Origin of the sequence: Stenotrophomonas sp. ZAC14D1_NAIMI4_1 (assembly GCF_003086775.1) — a bacterium.
Classification (GTDB): Bacteria; Pseudomonadota; Gammaproteobacteria; order Xanthomonadales; family Xanthomonadaceae; genus Stenotrophomonas.
This window is the reverse complement of the sequence record NZ_CP026001.1, coordinates 2,172,358-2,188,683: the sequence shown is the minus strand read 5'-3', so window position 1 is coordinate 2,188,683 and position 16,326 is coordinate 2,172,358. Positions and strand designations below refer to the sequence as shown.

At 67.7% G+C, this 16,326-nt stretch carries 14 protein-coding genes; 5 read left to right on the top strand and 9 right to left on the bottom strand.

All coding sequences use genetic code 11. The features are described from left to right. The first annotated feature begins 148 nt into the window (after nt 1–148). Nucleotides 149–1,201 (top strand): DUF1176 domain-containing protein, encoded by a 1,053-nt coding sequence (locus C1927_RS10205; protein ID WP_108746606.1) that lies wholly within the window; start codon nt 149–151, stop codon nt 1,199–1,201. A gap of 53 nt (nt 1,202–1,254) precedes the next feature. Here the strand turns inward: C1927_RS10205 and recJ are convergent, their stop codons facing one another. Next, entirely contained in the window at nt 1,255–3,012 is a 1,758-nt protein-coding gene (recJ, locus tag C1927_RS10200) for a single-stranded-DNA-specific exonuclease RecJ (protein WP_079225215.1), read from the bottom strand. Nucleotides 3,013–3,168: 156 nt separating this feature from the next. On the opposite strand from recJ, the gene C1927_RS10195 reads away from it, so the two are divergent. Next, nucleotides 3,169–4,206, top strand: coding sequence for a DUF1176 domain-containing protein (locus C1927_RS10195; protein WP_108746605.1), 1,038 nt, complete (start codon nt 3,169–3,171; stop codon nt 4,204–4,206). Between the two features lie 311 nt (nt 4,207–4,517). Here C1927_RS10195 and C1927_RS10185 read toward each other — a convergent pair whose 3' ends face one another. The 5 genes from C1927_RS10185 to dapB form a co-directional block, all read right to left on the bottom strand. Beyond that, nucleotides 4,518–5,435: a phosphoglycerate mutase gene (locus C1927_RS10185; RefSeq protein ID WP_108746604.1), complete on the bottom strand. Its 918-nt coding sequence runs from the start codon at nt 5,433–5,435 to the stop codon at nt 4,518–4,520. A gap of 4 nt (nt 5,436–5,439) precedes the next feature. Continuing rightward, nucleotides 5,440–5,916 (bottom strand): transcription elongation factor GreA, encoded by a 477-nt coding sequence (gene greA / locus C1927_RS10180; protein WP_079221743.1) that lies wholly within the window; start codon nt 5,914–5,916, stop codon nt 5,440–5,442. Then, nucleotides 5,913–9,155, bottom strand: a complete 3,243-nt coding sequence (gene carB, locus C1927_RS10175; RefSeq protein ID WP_108746603.1) for a carbamoyl-phosphate synthase large subunit — start codon at nt 9,153–9,155, stop codon at nt 5,913–5,915. The genes greA and carB overlap by 4 nt, the downstream gene beginning before the upstream one ends. Before the next feature lie 149 nt (nt 9,156–9,304). Further along, nucleotides 9,305–10,432, bottom strand: a complete 1,128-nt coding sequence (carA, locus tag C1927_RS10170) for a glutamine-hydrolyzing carbamoyl-phosphate synthase small subunit (protein ID WP_008265442.1) — start codon at nt 10,430–10,432, stop codon at nt 9,305–9,307. Between the two features lie 308 nt (nt 10,433–10,740). Continuing rightward, a complete protein-coding gene (dapB, locus tag C1927_RS10165; RefSeq protein ID WP_108746602.1) occupies nt 10,741–11,460 on the bottom strand; it encodes a 4-hydroxy-tetrahydrodipicolinate reductase in 720 nt (239 codons plus the stop codon). 72 nt (nt 11,461–11,532) lie between these two features. Between dapB and C1927_RS10160 the strand changes: the two genes are divergently transcribed. Then, complete coding sequence (locus C1927_RS10160) at nt 11,533–12,312, top strand: 3-oxoacyl-ACP reductase (RefSeq protein ID WP_108746601.1); 780 nt, start codon at nt 11,533–11,535, stop codon at nt 12,310–12,312. A 130-nt stretch (nt 12,313–12,442) separates the two neighbouring features. Continuing rightward, entirely contained in the window at nt 12,443–12,904 is a 462-nt protein-coding gene (locus C1927_RS10155) for a DUF4304 domain-containing protein (RefSeq protein WP_108746600.1), read from the top strand. Nucleotides 12,905–12,989: 85 nt separating this feature from the next. Here C1927_RS10155 and C1927_RS10150 read toward each other — a convergent pair whose 3' ends face one another. The 3 genes from C1927_RS10150 to C1927_RS10140 are packed head-to-tail and all read right to left on the bottom strand — an operon-like array spanning nt 12,990 to nt 15,348. After that, nucleotides 12,990–13,235, bottom strand: a complete 246-nt coding sequence (locus C1927_RS10150; RefSeq protein ID WP_079221737.1) for a DUF6587 family protein — start codon at nt 13,233–13,235, stop codon at nt 12,990–12,992. Next, nucleotides 13,235–15,097: a ferrous iron transport protein B gene (gene feoB, locus C1927_RS10145; RefSeq protein WP_108746599.1), complete on the bottom strand. Its 1,863-nt coding sequence runs from the start codon at nt 15,095–15,097 to the stop codon at nt 13,235–13,237. Before feoB ends, C1927_RS10150 begins: the two co-directional genes overlap by 1 nt. Next, entirely contained in the window at nt 15,094–15,348 is a 255-nt protein-coding gene (locus C1927_RS10140; RefSeq protein ID WP_079221735.1) for a FeoA family protein, read from the bottom strand. Before C1927_RS10140 ends, feoB begins: the two co-directional genes overlap by 4 nt. Nucleotides 15,349–15,467: 119 nt before the next feature. Between C1927_RS10140 and C1927_RS10135 the strand changes: the two genes are divergently transcribed. Next, nucleotides 15,468–16,256, top strand: coding sequence for an enoyl-CoA hydratase/isomerase family protein (locus C1927_RS10135; RefSeq protein WP_079221734.1), 789 nt, complete (start codon nt 15,468–15,470; stop codon nt 16,254–16,256). The last annotated feature ends 70 nt before the right edge of the window (nt 16,257–16,326 follow it).

Genomic DNA, 16,326 nt, shown 5'->3' with positions numbered 1-16,326 from the left:
ACGGTCACATGGTCATATAACGAGATGAATTCATTAAGGTTTTCCCTCGTAATGTGCTTCGCGTCACATATATTCCGTCACAGAGCGGCTGGTCAGCCCTGCACCTGCGCGGCACCATAGCGTCCGGATTTCCGCCATAAGGATGTGCATGCGCCCGTTGTTCCTGTCCGTGCTGTTGGCTGTTTCGTTGCCTGCCGCCGCTGCCCCGATCTCGCCTTTCCCGTTCACCCACAATGACTGGACGCTGTCGTGCGACAACACGCGCACCTGCCGCGCAGCGGGCTACCAGTCCGATGAGGGCGACGGCCCGGCGGTGTCGGTGCTGCTGACCCGCGCGGCCGGCCCGCAGCAGCGCGTGCAGGGCCAGTTGATGCTGGGCCAGTACGATGAGGGCGCGCCGAAGCTGGCGCCAGGCGCGGACGTCCATCTACAGATCAACGGCACCGACCTGGGCCGCCTGTCGCTGAAGGAAGGCACCGGCGCACTGACGCCGGCACAGACCGATGCGCTGCTGGCGGCACTTACCCGCACCAGCCGCATCGAGGTGGTGGGCGGGGGCAACCAGCGCTGGACGCTGTCCGACAGCGGCGCGTCGGCGGTGCTGCTGAAGATGGACGAGTTCCAGGGCCGCCTCGGCACCCCGGGTGCACTGGTGCGCAAGGGCAATGGCAGCGAGGACAAGGTGCTGCCGGCGCTGGCCCCGCCGCTGGTGACACTGCCGAAGCTGCCCGCTACACGCCCTGCCGACACCGCGATGGCACAGACGCAGGCCACAGCGTTGCGCCGCGCACTGCGCGCGGCGACGCCGGCCGATGACTGCGCGGCCATCAGCCCGGAAGGCCACCCCATGATCGATGAGCCGGAGGAGCTGACGATCACCCGCCTGTCCAGCGACAAGGTGCTGGTGTCCACGCTGTGCTGGCGCGCGGCCTACAACGAGGGCTACGGCTTCTGGGTGGCCAATGACAAGGCGCCGTTCAATCCCGTGCTGGTCACCACGTCAGGCAGCGACAGCGATGGCCGGGTCATCAGTGCCGCCCACAAGGGGCGCGGCCTGGGTGACTGCTGGCACACCATGGACTGGAGCTGGGACGGCAAGCGCTTCGTGAAGACCGGCGAAGCCACCTCGGGCCTGTGCCGCCTGGTGGCAGCCGGCGGCGCCTGGGACATGCCGACCGTGGTCAGCAAGGTCCAGCCCTGAGCGAGTGACAGAACGGGTGCGGCCCGTGCATCGGCATGGGCCGCACTGGAGGTTCAGGCCGGCAGGCAATGCTCGATGATGAGCTGGATCGCCGCACCGCCGCGGTAGTCATCGCAGGCCAGACGGTAGGCCAGGTGCACGTGCCGTCCCGGTGCATTGCCGTGCCAGCCGCCGAAGTGGATGGCGTTGACCGTGCCCGGCAGGCCGGGCAGGCGCAGTTCCAGCTTCAGGTGGCGCTCTTTCAGCACGCGCCAGTTGGCCACTTCGAAGTGGCCATCGAACATCGGCTCGGGGAAGCCCTGCCCCCACGGACCGGCCAGGCGCAGGGCATCGGCATGGCGATGGTCGAGCTCGTGCACGGCCAGTTCGCCATCGCTGAGCACATGCTGCTGCAGCGCGGCCGGGTCCAGCACTTCCTGCACGATGGCGACGAAGGCCGCCTCGAACGCAGGCAGATGCTCCAGGCGCATGCTCAGCCCGGCCGCCATGGCGTGCCCACCGAAGCGTTCGACCAGGCCGGGATGACGCGCGTCGACCAGCGCCAGCGCATCACGGATATGCAGGCCCGGGATGGAACGCGCCGAGCCACGCAGGGTGTCCGCCCCCGGTTCGGCCGGAGCGAAGGCGATCACCGGACGGTGCAGGCGATCCTTCATCTTCGATGCCACCAGGCCGACCACGCCGGGATGCCAGTCGGCATCGAACAGGCAGGCTGCCACCGGACGCTCGCCTTCGGACTGCAGTACCACGCGCGACAACGCCTGTTCGGCATCGTCGGTCATCGACTGCTGCACCGCGCGGCGTTCGGCGTTGATCTGCTCCAGTGTCTGGGCGATGTCGCGTGCCTGGCGCGGATCTTCGGTCAGAAGCAGCGCAATGCCCAGGGCCATGTCCTCCAGGCGACCGGCAGCGTTCAGGCGTGGGCCGAGCGCAAAACCAATGTCGGTGGCGGTCAGTCGCGCGCTGTCGCGGCCACTGGCTTCGATCAGCGCCTTCAGGCCCACGCAGCCGTGCCCGGCGCGCAGGCGACGCAGGCCGGCACTGACCAGGGCGCGGTTGTTGGCATCCAGGACCACCAGGTCGGCCACGGTGCCCACGGCCACCAGATCCAGCAGCGTGGTCAGGTCCGGGCCCTTGCCATCGGCGAACACGCCGGCCTCGCGCATCTGCCGGCGCGTTGCCATCAACACATAGAAGATGACGCCGACACCGGCCAGCGATTTGCTGGGGAAGTCATCGCCTTCCAGATTCGGGTCGACGATGACATCGGCCGGCGGCAGCTGCGGCCCGGGAAGATGGTGGTCGGTCACCAGCACCTGCCAACCCCGCGCCTTGGCTGCGTTGACGCCGGCATGGCAGGCAATGCCATGGTCGACGGTGACCAGCAGGTCCGGCTGCAGGGCAGCCAGTTCCTCGACCAGCGAAGGCGACAGGCCATAGCCGTGCACCATGCGGTTGGGCACCGCATGGAATACATGACGCGCGCCGAGCATGCGCAGTCCGCGCACGCCGACCGCACACGCAGTGGCGCCATCGCAATCGAAATCGCCCACCACCAGGATGCGCTTGTCGTTGGCAATGGCGTCGACCAGCAGCGCGACGGCCGCATCGATGCCGGTGAGCAGCTCCGGCGCGTGCAGGTTGCCCAGCCGCGGCAGCGCCAGTTCCGGCGTGGTCGCGCCACGGCTGGCATACAGGCGGGCCAGCAGCGGCAGCGTGTCGTCGGGCCACGCACCGGGCTGTACCGGCTCGCGGCGGCGGATCATCGGCGTATCGGACACGGGAGGCGCACCATCGGCGGCAAGGGACATCGGCATCGCCGGGTTGCGGAAGACGCCGCCATGATAACGCGGGGCTACATACGGGGTCAGAGCCCTCTGCAGGCAGAGGGCTCCGCCCCCACCCCGACGTTTGGATTTTGCGGCCACATCTTTCATGCTTGCCGGCCCCGAAACGGACTTCCACACATGCGCCACACCCTGCTTCCCGCCCTGCTGGGCCTCGCCCTCGCCCAGACCGCCCACGCGGCTACGCCCGAGCCGAAGGCCGGTGTGAAGTTCGAGCACAACAACTGGTCGCTGGCCTGCGACAACACCCGCACCTGCCGTGCCGCGGGTTACAGCCCGGAAGAACCCGCCAACCTGCTGAGCCTGATGCTGGAACGCGCGGGCGGCGCGAATGCACCGGTCATCGCGCGCCTGCGCAATGGCGAGGGCGATGACCCGGCGCCGACCGGTGCGCTGCGCCTGCGCCTGAATGGCAAGGACCTCGGCCCGGTGCAGGACACCGGCGAAGCGGAAAAGTTGCTGTTGAAGCAGGCGCAGACCGATGCGCTGGTTGCCGCCCTGCCCCGCCAGGCACGCATCGAGATCATCGATGGCAAGGGCAAGGCGTGGCCGATCTCCGACAGTGGCGCCACCGCAGTACTGCTGAAGATGGACGAGGCACAGGGCCGGCTGGGTACGCCCGGCGCGCTGGTGCGTCGCGGCGACAAGGCCGAAGCGAGCGTGCCCGCGGCACTGCCGTTGCCGGTGATCGTGCATGGCAAGCTGGTGGCAGCGCGCAGCACGGATGCGGCGCTGGGCAAGGTGCCTGCGCTGCGCAAGGCGATGATTGCCAGCCTGCCCACGCCGGACGAGTGCACGCGCCTGAGTGATGGCGAGCAGGATGAGATCGAGATCCAGCGGCTCGATGCCAGCCACGTGCTGGCCAGCACCAGCTGCTTCATGGGTGCCTACAACTTCAGCAGTGGCTACTGGGTGGTGCAGGACAAGGCGCCTTACCAGGCGCGCTTCGTGACCTCCGACGCGGAAGACTTCGACCGCGACGACGCCATGCTGCGCGGGCGCTTCCGCGGCCGCGGCATCGGCGACTGCTTCTCGGGCCACGACTGGGCATGGGATGGAGCGCGCTTCGTGAAGAGCAGCGAGTTCACCACCGGACAGTGCCGCGGCGTGGCGGGCGGGCATTGGCAGCTGCCGACCGTGGTCAGCACGGTGAGGTGATTGCTTGCAGGGCTGCGCCCTGCACCTGCCGAAGCAACATCCGAAGCAACAGCAACAGCGGGGAGTCCGTGGGTTGGCGGGGCGGTGTCGGATTGCGGGGACGCCGCAAGTACGTCCCTGTAGGCTTGGCAGCCGCATCCATGCGGCTGACACCCCGCAATCCGACACCGCCCCACCTTCGACAGGTTCACGCGGCTGCTGGTAGGTGCCGACCGTTGGTCGGCACATCTTTCAGATATCGATAGACAAAATGGGGTCAGAGCCGTTTTCCCGAGGAAAACGGATCCGACCCCGCTCGGCCCAGGCCCCGCTCAGTCGTGCAGCTGGCGGGGCTTCTTCCAGAACTGCCAGCGCTGGCGCTTGTCCAGCTGGAACTGCAGGCCGTCCTCGAAATCCAGTACCAGGCGCTGCAGCTCGCCGCGCTGCAGTGCCACCAGCAGCGGACGGATGGCATCGTTACCCAGCTGCTGCAGCGAGCGCAGCTGGCGCAGGTCGACCAGGGCATCGACGGACTGGTCGCCATCCACCGATACGCCCGCGGCCAATGCCAGGCCCTGCAGCAGGGCATCGCGGCTGCGCACCTGCACGTGCGGGGTGGTCACCGACACCGGCATCACGCCGCCGCCCCAGAACCACAGGGAATTGATCGGCTGCTGGCCCTGGGCCGCGCGCTGCTGGTTCCAGGAATGGTTGTGCAGCAGCACCTGCGCTTCGGTCATCAGCGCACGCCAGCGGCGGCCGGCCTCGCCTTCGGGCAGGTGCGAGAACAGGTCATCGCCCAGCACCTCGTCGGGGCTGTCGAAGGACGGCAGTTCGGTTTCGATGGGCAGGCGCAGGTACCAGCGCGCCGGGTCCGGCGCATCCAGCACGAAGCCCGCATCGGCGAACAAAGGCTGCAGCACCGGCAGCAGGGCGAGGCTGTCGGCCAGGGTCGGCCGCAGCGTTTCGCCGTGCCCCATCATCCGCGCACCGTGCATGTCCGGCACCATGCAGGCCGGATCGGCACGCAGCCAGCAGGCACCGGCGGCATCGCCGACATCACGCTGGCGGGTCAATGCGGCGACCGGCCACTGCGGCGCGGCCACGGTGAAATGACGCTGCAGCTGGGGGCGTTCGCCCGCCTCCTGCTGCACGGCGATGGCGCGGCCCAAGGCGCGCGCCACCTCGTCAGGCAATGCAGCCGCTGCAAAGCGGCTGCGTGCCGGCAACAACAGGGTCGCCGTTGCCACCCGGTCAGGCCACGTAGCTGACGCTGACGATCTCGTACTCGCGCTGGCCGGCCGGGGCGTCGATCACGATCGAATCCCCTTCCAGCTTGCCGATCATCGCGCGGGCCACCGGCGAGGAAATGGCAATCAGGCCCAGCTTGATGTCCGCTTCCAGGTCACCGACGATCTGGTACTTCTTCTCTTCGTCGGTTTCCACGTCGGCCAGGGTCACGCTGGCGCCGAACACCACCTTGGAGCCGGCGTTGAGCTTGCTCACGTCGATGATCTCGGCGTGCGACAGCTCACCTTCCAGCTGCTTGATGCGGCCTTCGATGAAGCCCTGCTCCTCGCGCGCGGCGTGGTACTCGGCGTTTTCCTTCAGGTCGCCGTGTTCACGTGCTTCGGCGATCGCGGCGATCACCTTCGGGCGCTTGACCGACTTCAGGTGATCCAGTTCATCACGCAGCTTCTGCGCGCCCTTCATCGTGATGGGGGCTCTCATGCATTCAACTCCTTGTGCAGCTCCTGCAGCGACCAGACGGGGCCGGTGCCGCGGAATTCCAGTGAATCCACCAGCGCCTTGGCGCCGGCAATGGTGGTCGAGTAGGTGACGCGGTGCTGCAGCGCCTCGCGACGGATCGAGAACGAGTCGTTGATCGCGGCACGGCCTTCGGTCGTGTTGACGATGTAGACGATCTCGCCGTTCTTGATCGAATCGACGATGTGCGGACGGCCTTCGACCACCTTGTTGATGATCTCGCAATCCATGCCGTGCTGCTGCAGCCACGCGGCGGTGCCGCGGGTGGCAACCAGGCTGTAGCCACGCGCCAGCAGGGCCTTGGCCACCGGCAGCACGCGCTTCTTGTCCGGGTCACGCACCGAGACGAAGGCCTTGCCGACCGGCGGGGCCTTGATGCCGCCCGCTTCCTGCGCACGCGCGAAGGCGGCGTTGAAGGTACGGCCGACGCCCATCACTTCGCCGGTGGAACGCATTTCCGGCCCGAGGATCGGGTCGACGCCCTGGAACTTGGCGAACGGGAAGATCGCCTCCTTCACCGAGTAGTAGTCCGGCACGATCTCTTCGGTCGCGCCCTGCTCGGCCAGGGTCTTGCCGGCCATGCAGCGCGCGGCGATCTTGGCCAGCGCCATGCCGGTGGCCTTGGACACGAAAGGCACGGTACGCGAGGCGCGCGGGTTCACTTCCAGCAGGTAGATGGTGTCATCGCCATCGTCGTTGGTCTGGATCGCGAACTGGGTGTTCATCAGGCCGACCACGTTCAGGGCCTTGGCCAGCTCCACCACCTGGCGGCGCAGCTCGGCCTGGGTCTTGGCCGACAGCGAGTACGGCGGCAGCGAGCACGACGAGTCACCCGAATGCACGCCGGCCTCTTCGATGTGCTCCATCACGCCACCGATCAGGACGTTGCCATCCTTGTCGGCGATGATGTCCACGTCCACTTCCACGGCGTTGTCCAGGAAGCGGTCCAGCAGCACCGGCGAATCGTTGGACACCTTCACCGCGTCGCGCACGTAGCGGGCCAGGTCGGATTCGCCGTAGACGATTTCCATCGCGCGGCCGCCCAGCACGTAGCTCGGGCGCACCACCAGCGGGTAGCCGATCTCACGGGCCAGCAGCAGGGCTTCCTGGTCGTTGCGGGCGATGCGGTTCGGCGGCTGCTTCAGCTTCAGCGAATCGACCAGCTGCTGGAAGCGCTCGCGGTCTTCGGCCAGATCGATCGAATCCGGGCTGGTGCCGATCACCGGCACGCCGTTGGCTTCCAGCGCGCGCGCCAGCTTCAGCGGGGTCTGGCCGCCGTACTGCACGATCACGCCCTTCGGCTGTTCCAGTTCGACGATTTCCAGCACGTCTTCCAGGGTCAGCGGCTCGAAGTACAGGCGGTCGGAGGTGTCGTAGTCGGTCGACACGGTTTCCGGGTTGCAGTTGACCATGATGGTTTCAAAACCATCCTCGCGCAGGGCCAGTGCCGCGTGCACGCAGCAGTAGTCGAACTCGATGCCCTGGCCGATGCGGTTGGGGCCACCGCCGAGGATCATGATCTTGTCGCGGTTGGTCGGCGCGGCCTCGCACTCGTCCTCGTAGGTCGAGTACAGGTAGGCGGTGCCGGTGGAGAATTCACCGGCGCAGGAGTCCACGCGCTTGTAGACCGGGCGCACCTTGTGGGCGCGACGCAGCGCGCGGATGGCCGCCTCGTTGGTGCCGGTCAGCTGGGCCAGGCGGGCGTCGGAGAAGCCGGCGCGCTTGAGCTTGCGCAGGCGCGCAGCATCCAGCGCATCGATGCCACCGGCAGCGACTTCAGCTTCGGCCGCGATGATTTCCTCGATCTGGTCCAGGAACCAGTGGTCGATGAAGGACAGCGCGTAGATCTCTTCCACGCTCATGCCGGCGCGGAACGCATCGGCCACGTAGAACAGGCGCTCCGGGCCCGGGGCCTTCAGTTCGCGGCGCAGGGTCTGCAGGTCGTCTTCGTTGGTCAGGTCCAGGCCGGTCGGGTCGAAGCCGACCTTGCCGGTTTCCAGGCCACGCAGAGCCTTCTGCATCGACTCCTGGAAGGTGCGGCCCATCGCCATCACCTCGCCCACCGACTTCATCTGGGTGGTCAGGCGGGCGTCGGCGGCCGGGAACTTCTCGAAGGCGAAGCGCGGGATCTTGGTGACGACGTAATCGATGGACGGCTCGAACGAAGCCGGGGTCAGGCCGCCGGTGATCTCGTTCTTCAGTTCGTCCAGGGTGTAGCCCACGGCCAGCTTGGCGGCGACCTTGGCGATCGGGAAGCCGGTGGCCTTGGAGGCCAGCGCCGAGGAACGCGACACGCGCGGGTTCATCTCGATGACGACCACGCGGCCGGTGGTCGGGTTGATGCCGAACTGCACGTTCGAGCCACCGGTATCGACGCCGATCTTGCGCAGCACGGCGATGGAGGCATCGCGCAGGCGCTGGTATTCCTTGTCGGTCAGGGTCTGCGCCGGGGCGACGGTGATCGAGTCACCGGTGTGCACGCCCATCGGGTCCAGGTTCTCGATCGAGCAGACGATGATGCAGTTGTCCGCGGTATCGCGGACCACTTCCATCTCGAACTCCTTCCAGCCCAGCACCGACTCTTCGACCAGCACTTCGGTGGTCGGCGACAGTTCCAGGCCGCGGCTGACGATCTCGACCAGTTCTTCGCGGTTGTAGGCGATACCACCACCGCTGCCGCCCAGGGTGAAGCTGGGGCGGATGATGGTCGGGTAGCCGACGCGGGTCTGGATTTCCAGCGCTTCGTCCAGGGTGTGGGCGACGGCGGCGGTCGGGCATTCCAGGCCGATCTCACCCATGGCGACGCGGAACAGCTCGCGGTCTTCGGCCATGCGGATCGCGTCGCGCTTGGCGCCGATCAGCTCGACGTTGTACTTCTCCAGCACGCCGTTGTCGGCCAGGTCCAGCGCGCAGTTCAGCGCGGTCTGGCCACCCATGGTCGGCAGCAGGGCATCGGGCTTTTCCTTGGCGATGATCTTCTCGACCGTCTGCCAGTTGATCGGCTCGATGTAGACGGCGTCGGCCATCTCCGGGTCGGTCATGATGGTGGCCGGGTTGCTGTTGACCAGCACCACGCGGTAACCCTCGTCACGCAGGGCCTTGCAGGCCTGTGCGCCGGAGTAGTCGAACTCGCAGGCCTGGCCGATGACGATCGGGCCAGCACCGATGATGAGGATGGTCTTGAGGTCAGTGCGCTTGGGCATTTTCTTCTCTAAGTCAGTACAGCGTGACAAGGGGGGTGATCGCACGCTGTCGATCAGGAATCTTGATCCGCAGCACCGCGCCAGCGGCAGCAGCGATGCGGGGGCTTACGGTCCATCGCGACGCCACCGGCGGGCCGGCGGCGTACTGATCACGCCTTGCTCTGTTCCATCAGGGCCACGAAACGGTCGAACAGCGGACCGACATCGGTCGGGCCGGGCGACGCTTCCGGGTGGCCCTGGAACGAGAACGCCGGCACGTCGGTGCGGGCGATGCCCTGGTTGGTGCCGTCGAACAGCGAACGGTGGGTCACGCGCAGGGTGGCCGGCAGGGTCGATTCATCAACCGCGAAGCCGTGGTTCTGCGAGGTGATCATCACCCGGCCGTTGTCCAGATCCTGCACCGGGTGGTTGGCACCGTGGTGACCGTGGCCCATCTTCATGGTCTTGGCGCCCGAAGCCAGGCCCAGCAGCTGGTGGCCCAGGCAGATGCCGAAGGTCGGGATCTTCACGTCGATGAAGGTCTTGATCGCTTCGATGGCGTAGTCGCACGGTTCCGGGTCACCCGGGCCGTTGGACAGGAACACGCCGTCCGGCTTCAGCGCCAGCACCTCGGCCGCCGGGGTCTGCGCCGGCACCACGGTCACTTCGCAGCCGCGCTCGGCCAGCATGCGCAGGATGTTGGTCTTCACGCCGAAATCGTAGGCCACGACCTTGAACTTGGCCGGCACGCTGACGAACGCGTTGGCGTCCAGGTCCAGCTGGCCTTCGGTCCAGGTGTAGGTCTTCTCGGTAGTGACGACCTTGGCCAGATCCATGCCCTTCAGCCCCGGGAACTTGCGGGCGGCTTCCAGTGCCTTTTCCACGTCGATGTCGCCGGCCATCAGCGCACCGTTCTGCGCGCCCTTCTCGCGCAGGATGCGGGTCAGCTTGCGGGTGTCGATGCCGGCGATGGCGACCACGCCACGCTGGATCAGCCAGTCCTGCAGCGACACCTGGCTGCGCCAGTTGCTGGGACGGCGCGGCACGTCGCGCACGATCAGGCCGGCCGACCACACCTTGGAGGCTTCATTGTCCTGGTCGGTCATGCCGGTGTTGCCGATATGCGGATAGGTCAGCGTGACCATCTGCCGGGCGTAGGACGGGTCGGTCAACACTTCCTGGTAACCGGTCATGGCGGTGTTGAACACCACCTCACCGACGGACAGGCCGGGCGCGCCTACGGATTCGCCCTCGAATACGGTGCCGTCTTCGAGGACGAGGATTGCGGCTTGGGTCACGGAAATCTCACTTTGGCTACCGAGGGGGCTGCCGAAGTCACGCCTGCGCTTCACGGAAATCCGGTTGCAAAAAAGCGCGGACGTACGGTCTGGGACCGGTCCGGCTTTCGTGATTCGGCGAGTGCGAATTGTAGCGCTGCCGGGGCGCTCGCGCCAGCGGTTATATCGCTTTATGAACAGGCGATTGCGTATTCATTTCAATCCGGCAGCGTATGCAGCGCCCGCGCCCGGTAGTGCCGGCCGCTGGCCGGCTGCCAGGGGATGCCCGGCGACATGGGAATTGCCGGCCAGCGGCCGGCACTACCGCCTTACGCCAGCAGGTCCCGCACCCGGTAGCTGCCCGGCGCGCGGCCGTGCACCTGGCGGGCGGCAAACAGCGCGCCGCGGGCGAAGATGTCGCGGTTGGTCGCCCGGTGCACCAGCTCGATGCGCTCGCCCAGGCCGGTGAACTGCACCAGGTGCTCGCCGACGATGTCGCCCGCACGCAGGCTGGCGTAGTGCGGTTCCGCCCCGCCCCGCTGCGCGGCCGCACCCAGGGTCAATGCCGTGCCTGACGGCGCATCCTTCTTCTGCGTGTGGTGCGACTCGACCACGTCGCAGTCCCAGCCGGCCAGTGCCTGTGCGGCGCGTTCCACCAGTTCGTCCAGCACGGCCACGCCGAGGCTGAAGTTCGAGGCCCAGACCAGCGGGATCGCACCTGCGGCGGCCTCCAGTGCCTGCCGCTGCACCGCGGAAATGCCGGTGGTGCCGGACACCAGGCCCGCACCGCGCTCCACGCACAGCGCCAGCATCGGGTCGAAGCCCTCGGGCAGGCTGAAATCGATGGCCACGTCGAACTCCGGCGCGCCCGGCAGCTCGCTGGCGGCAAAGTACGGCACGCCATCGATCACGCGCTGCGCCGGCGCACGGCCGGTCACCGCCGCCACGACCTGCAGGATTTCGGGATGTTCGGCGGCCAGGCGCAGCAGGGCCTGGCCCATGCGCCCGGAAGCGCCATGGATGAGCAATCGAAGGGGAGTCTGGTTCATGCACGCAGGCTAGCGGCAGCGCGGTCGATCCGGCAAGCACCATCACTGCTACGCTGCATGCCCTTTCAGGCAATGGAACGCATTCCCATCATGCAGATCAGCGAACAACTGGTCCTGGTCACCGGCGCAGGACGCGGCCTGGGCACGCACATCGCCCGCGCCTTCGCCGCACAGGGCGCGCGCGTGGTCATCAACTACCAGCGCAGCGAGGCCCCGGCGCGCATGCTGGCAAGGGAACTGGGCGGGCAGGCCGTCGCCCTGCAGGCCGACGTCACCGATCGCGACCAGGTCGCCGCCCTGCTGCAGCAGGCGCAGGCACATTTCGGCCAGGGCGTGACCACCGTGGTGAACAACGCACTGGCCGCATTCTCGTTCAACGGCGATGCGCGCGACAAGGCCGCTGACATCGGCTGGCCGGCATTCCAGGCGCAGTTCGAAGGCAGCGTGCGCGGCGCACTGAACTGCGTGCAGGCCGCATTGCCGGGCATGCAGGCGCAGCGCTTCGGGCGGATCATCAACATCGGCACCAACCTGTTCCAGAACCCGGTGGTGCCGTACCACGATTACACCGCGGCCAAGGCAGCCCTGCTCTCGCTCACCCGCACCCTGGCCGGCGACCTGGGTCCGCACGGCATCACCGTGAACATGCTGTCCGGCGGCCTGCTGCGCAGCACCGATGCCAGCGCCGCCACGCCCGAAGCAGTGTTCGACTACATCGCCGCCAACACCCCGCTGCGCAGCGTCACCACCCCGGCCGAGTTCGCCGATGCGGTGCTGTTCTTCGCCAGCCCGTGGGCACGTGCGGTCACCGGGCAGAACCTGGTGGTCGATGGCGGGCTGGTCAGGGACTGAGCGGCGCTACCGGCAGGCGGTCCGGTAGATCCACGCCCTGCGTGGATGAATCACGTGTCGCATTCGCCAATTGACGGTAGTGCCCTGCCCCTCAACGCTGTCCGGCCCCTTCCCGGCCAGGACAGCGCCCATGAAATCTTCGACAGTCTTCAGCAAATGTGCGCGGAAGACAGGCTTTGCCGGAACGACCACCACCCGCTACCGGTTGCTGGAAGGCGCCTCGCTGGTCGTCAACCACCAGGCCGCGACACCCAGCAGGGGCTTCTACGTGAATGCCGGACTCTATTTCCCGGAACTGCTCGAGCAGGCCCTCACGCCCACCGATCTCGAAACCGCGTTCAGGTATCGCAGCAGCATCCCCACGCCACATGTCGACTGGCGGATCGAAGAGACCCCCGGCCTGCGCCAGGCCTTCATCCAGCAGGATCTTGATGACCTCCTCGCCGCCGGCGATCGCGCCCAGCTGCAATGCCTGCTGCAGGGCGCCCTCGGCGATGTCGTGGGCTTCGTGGCAGCCCATGGGAACCGGGAATCAGTGAGGCGGCTGTCGCAGCACGGAGGCTTCCGGGCGATCATCCGCAGAGAGGTGTAGATCCACGCCCTGCGTGGATGACATTCCAGTAGATCCACGCCATGCGTGGATGGGCGCCAACCAACGCAGTCGAGCAAGCTCGACTCTACCGCTTTGTCGGTCCGCAGCTGTCGCAGCCACCACACGCCCCGCCACCGCCACTGGCCGGCGGAGCGAGCTTCCGTCCCAGCGCCTGCATCCAGGCGGCGCGACCGGGCTTGAGCAGGGCCAGCGCCAGCGTGCCACGCAGCTTGCGCGCCGTGCCGGGGAACTGCTTTTTCAGCACCACCCACGCGCTGACCAGCACCGCCACCGCGATGATGAGGTACTGGACCAGCAGGCCGGCGTCCATCAGCCGCCTCCCAGCGCCACGGTCACCTGGTAGGTGATCAGTGCCGCCACGTAGGCTGCCGCGAACAGGTACAGCGCCGAGAAGCCCATCGTCTTCCACGAATTGGTTTCGCGCTTGATGGTGGCCAGGGTGGAAATGCACATCGGTGCGTAGATGAACCACACCATCAGCGCCAGGCCGGTGGCCAGCGACCAGCCATCAGCCACCACCGGCGACAGCGCCGAGATGGCCGCATCATCGTCCGCCGCCGACAGTGCGTAGACCGTGGCCAGCGAGGACACCGCCACTTCGCGCGCGGCCAGGCCCGGGATCAGCGCGATGCAGATCTGCCAGTTGAAGCCCAGCGGCGCGAAGATCGCGGTCATCGCATGGCCGATCTGGCCGGCATAGCTGTAGTCGATGGCCGGCATGGTGGCGTCGGCCGGGGCGCCCGGGAAGGTCAGCAGCACCCACAGCAGGATGGTCAGGGCCAGGATGATGCCGCCCACCCGGCGCAGGAAGATCATGCCGCGCTCGTACAGGCCCACGGCCAGATCGCGCACGTGCGGCAGGCGGTAGGACGGCAGTTCCAGCATCAGCGGGTGCTCGCTCTTGTCGCGGCGCCACTTCTTCATCACCCACGACATCACCAGCGCGCTGAGGATGCCGGCCACGTACAGGCCGAACAACACCAGGCCCTGCTGGTTGAAGATGCCGACCTTGCCGGCCGGGATGAACGCGCCGATCAGCAGCGCATACACGGGCAGGCGTGCCGAGCAGGTCATCAGCGGCGCCACCAGGATGGTCGCCAGGCGATCGCGCGGGTCCTGGATGCTGCGGGTGGCCATGATGCCGGGCACCGCACAGGCGAAGCTGGACAGCAGCGGGATGAACGAACGGCCCGACAGGCCGGCGCCCGCCATCATGCGGTCGAGCAGGAAGGCCGCGCGCGGCAGGTAGCCCGACTCCTCCAATGCAAGGATGAAGGCGAACAGGATCAGGATCTGCGGCAGGAACACCACCACGCCACCGAGGCCGGCGATGATGCCGTCGGTCAGCAGGCTGGTCAGCGGGCCTTCGGGCAGCACGCCGCCAACGAACTCGCCCAGCCAGCCGAAGCCGGCTTCGATGCCGTCCATCAGCGGCGTCGCCCAGGCGAACACCGCCTGGAAGATCAGGAACATGACCACCACCAGGGTGATCAGGCCGAACACCGGGTGCAGCAGCCAGCGGTCCAGCGTGTCATCGATCTTCGCGGTGCGCGCCGGCATGGTGACGGCGGCCGAAAGAATGCTGCGCACCTTGGCGTGGTAATCGATGCCGCCCTCGACGCCGGCCAGCGGCGCATCCAGGTGCGGCACCATCGCATCGAGGCGATCAACCAGCGCCTTGGCGCCCTGCTTGCGCACGGCCACGGTTTCCACCACCGGCACGCCGATCTCGCGTTCCAGCGCAGCCACGTCGATGCGGATGCCACGGCGCTGGGCCGCATCGACCATGTTCAGCGCGATCACCATCGGCTTGCCCAGCTCACGCAGCTCCAGCGCGAAGCGCAGGTGCAGGCGCAGGTTGGTGGCGTCGATCACGCACAGCAGCACATCCGGCGCAGCCTCGCCCGGGTAGAAGCCCCGGCACAGGTCGCGGGTGATCGCCTCGTCCAGGCTGGCCGGCTGCAGGCTGTAGGCGCCGGGCAGGTCGAGCACGGCGAACTCGCGGCCGGACGGCGCACGCAGGCGGCCTTCCTTGCGCTCGACGGTGACGCCGGTGTAGTTGGCGACCTTCTGCCGGCTGCCGGTCAGCTGGTTGAACAGCGCGGTCTTGCCGCTGTTGGGGTTGCCGACCAGCGCGATGCGCAGCGGGGCGGCGTTGACGGCAGCATTCATGCACGGGACTCCGGACGGGCGGTGTCGATGACGATCCGCTTGGCCTCACTGATGCGCAGCGCGAAACGGGTGAACCCGACCTGCACCAGCAGCGGCTCGCCGCCGACCGGCCCCTTGGCCACCAGGCGCACTTCCTCGCCCTTGACGAAGCCCAGCTCGCGCAGGCGCCGGGCGATGGCATCGTTGGCGTGCAGGTCCTGCACGGAATCGACCACGGCCGGGGTATGCAGGGGCAGTTCGGACAGCGTCATCTAGCGCGATCTCAGCTGGATGTAAATGGTTCTCGATTCTAACATTCCCGCGTCGCGTCATGGCCCATGACCAATGGCCCGCTATGATCCATACAGGTATGGAGTAACCCCGGATTCCCATGAACGATGCTTTGCTGATCGAGCGCGATGGCGCCGTCCTGACCCTCTGGCTGAACCGGCCGGAGCTGCACAATGCCTTCGATGCCAGCCTGATCGCCCGGCTGACCGCCGCACTGGAGGCCGCCGGCCGCGACCCCGCGGTGCGGGTGGTGGTCCTGGCCGGCCACGGCGCGTCCTTCTCGGCGGGTGCCGACCTGCAGTGGATGCGCGGCATGGCCGCGGCCAGCGAGGCCGAGAACCGCGAGGACTCGCTGGCGCTGGCGCGGCTGATGCGCACCCTGGACGAGCTGCCCAAGCCGACCCTGGCCCGGGTCCACGGTGCAGCCTTCGGCGGCGGCGTCGGCCTGGTCGCCTGCTGCGACATCGCCATCGCCACCAGCGCGGCCCGGTTCGGCCTGACCGAGAGCCGCCTGGGCCTGCTGCCGGCGGTGATCTCGCCCTATGTGATCGAGGCCATCGGCCCGCGCCAGGCCCGCCGCTGGTTTGCCACCGGCGAGCACTTCGACGCGGAAACCGCCCTGCGCATCGGCCTGGTCCACCAGCTGGTCGAGCCCGAGCGCCTGGACGACGCCGTGCAGCGCCAGCTGGCCCTGCTGGACAAGGCCGGCCCGATCGCCTCGGCGTCGGCCAAGGAGCTGGTGCGCCAGGTCCGCGACAGCCACGACCGTGACACCCTCGACCGCGACAATGCCGCCCTGATCGCACGCCTGCGCGTGTCGGCCGAGGGCCAGGAAGGCCTCGGCGCCTTCCTCGACAAGCGTGCCCCGCACTGGGTGACGGAGGCCTGATCTGCCCCGACGGCAACTACGTCGTGGCCGTCTGCCACCCCTTCGACTGATTCCCGCGCAGGAACGTGGC

Coding starts and splice junctions, on each gene's coding strand:
- C1927_RS10205 (WP_108746606.1), top strand. CDS start 149: ATGCGCCCGTTGTTCCTGTCCGTGCTGTTGGCTGTTTCGTTGCCTGCC.
- recJ (WP_079225215.1), bottom strand. CDS start 3,012: ATGTCCCTTGCCGCCGATGGTGCGCCTCCCGTGTCCGATACGCCGATG.
- C1927_RS10195 (WP_108746605.1), top strand. CDS start 3,169: ATGCGCCACACCCTGCTTCCCGCCCTGCTGGGCCTCGCCCTCGCCCAG.
- greA (WP_079221743.1), bottom strand. CDS start 5,916: ATGAGAGCCCCCATCACGATGAAGGGCGCGCAGAAGCTGCGTGATGAA.
- carB (WP_108746603.1), bottom strand. CDS start 9,155: ATGCCCAAGCGCACTGACCTCAAGACCATCCTCATCATCGGTGCTGGC.
- dapB (WP_108746602.1), bottom strand. CDS start 11,460: ATGAACCAGACTCCCCTTCGATTGCTCATCCATGGCGCTTCCGGGCGC.
- C1927_RS10160 (WP_108746601.1), top strand. CDS start 11,533: ATGGAACGCATTCCCATCATGCAGATCAGCGAACAACTGGTCCTGGTC.
- C1927_RS10155 (WP_108746600.1), top strand. CDS start 12,443: ATGAAATCTTCGACAGTCTTCAGCAAATGTGCGCGGAAGACAGGCTTT.
- C1927_RS10150 (WP_079221737.1), bottom strand. CDS start 13,235: ATGGACGCCGGCCTGCTGGTCCAGTACCTCATCATCGCGGTGGCGGTG.
- feoB (WP_108746599.1), bottom strand. CDS start 15,097: ATGAATGCTGCCGTCAACGCCGCCCCGCTGCGCATCGCGCTGGTCGGC.
- C1927_RS10140 (WP_079221735.1), bottom strand. CDS start 15,348: ATGACGCTGTCCGAACTGCCCCTGCATACCCCGGCCGTGGTCGATTCC.
- C1927_RS10135 (WP_079221734.1), top strand. CDS start 15,468: ATGAACGATGCTTTGCTGATCGAGCGCGATGGCGCCGTCCTGACCCTC.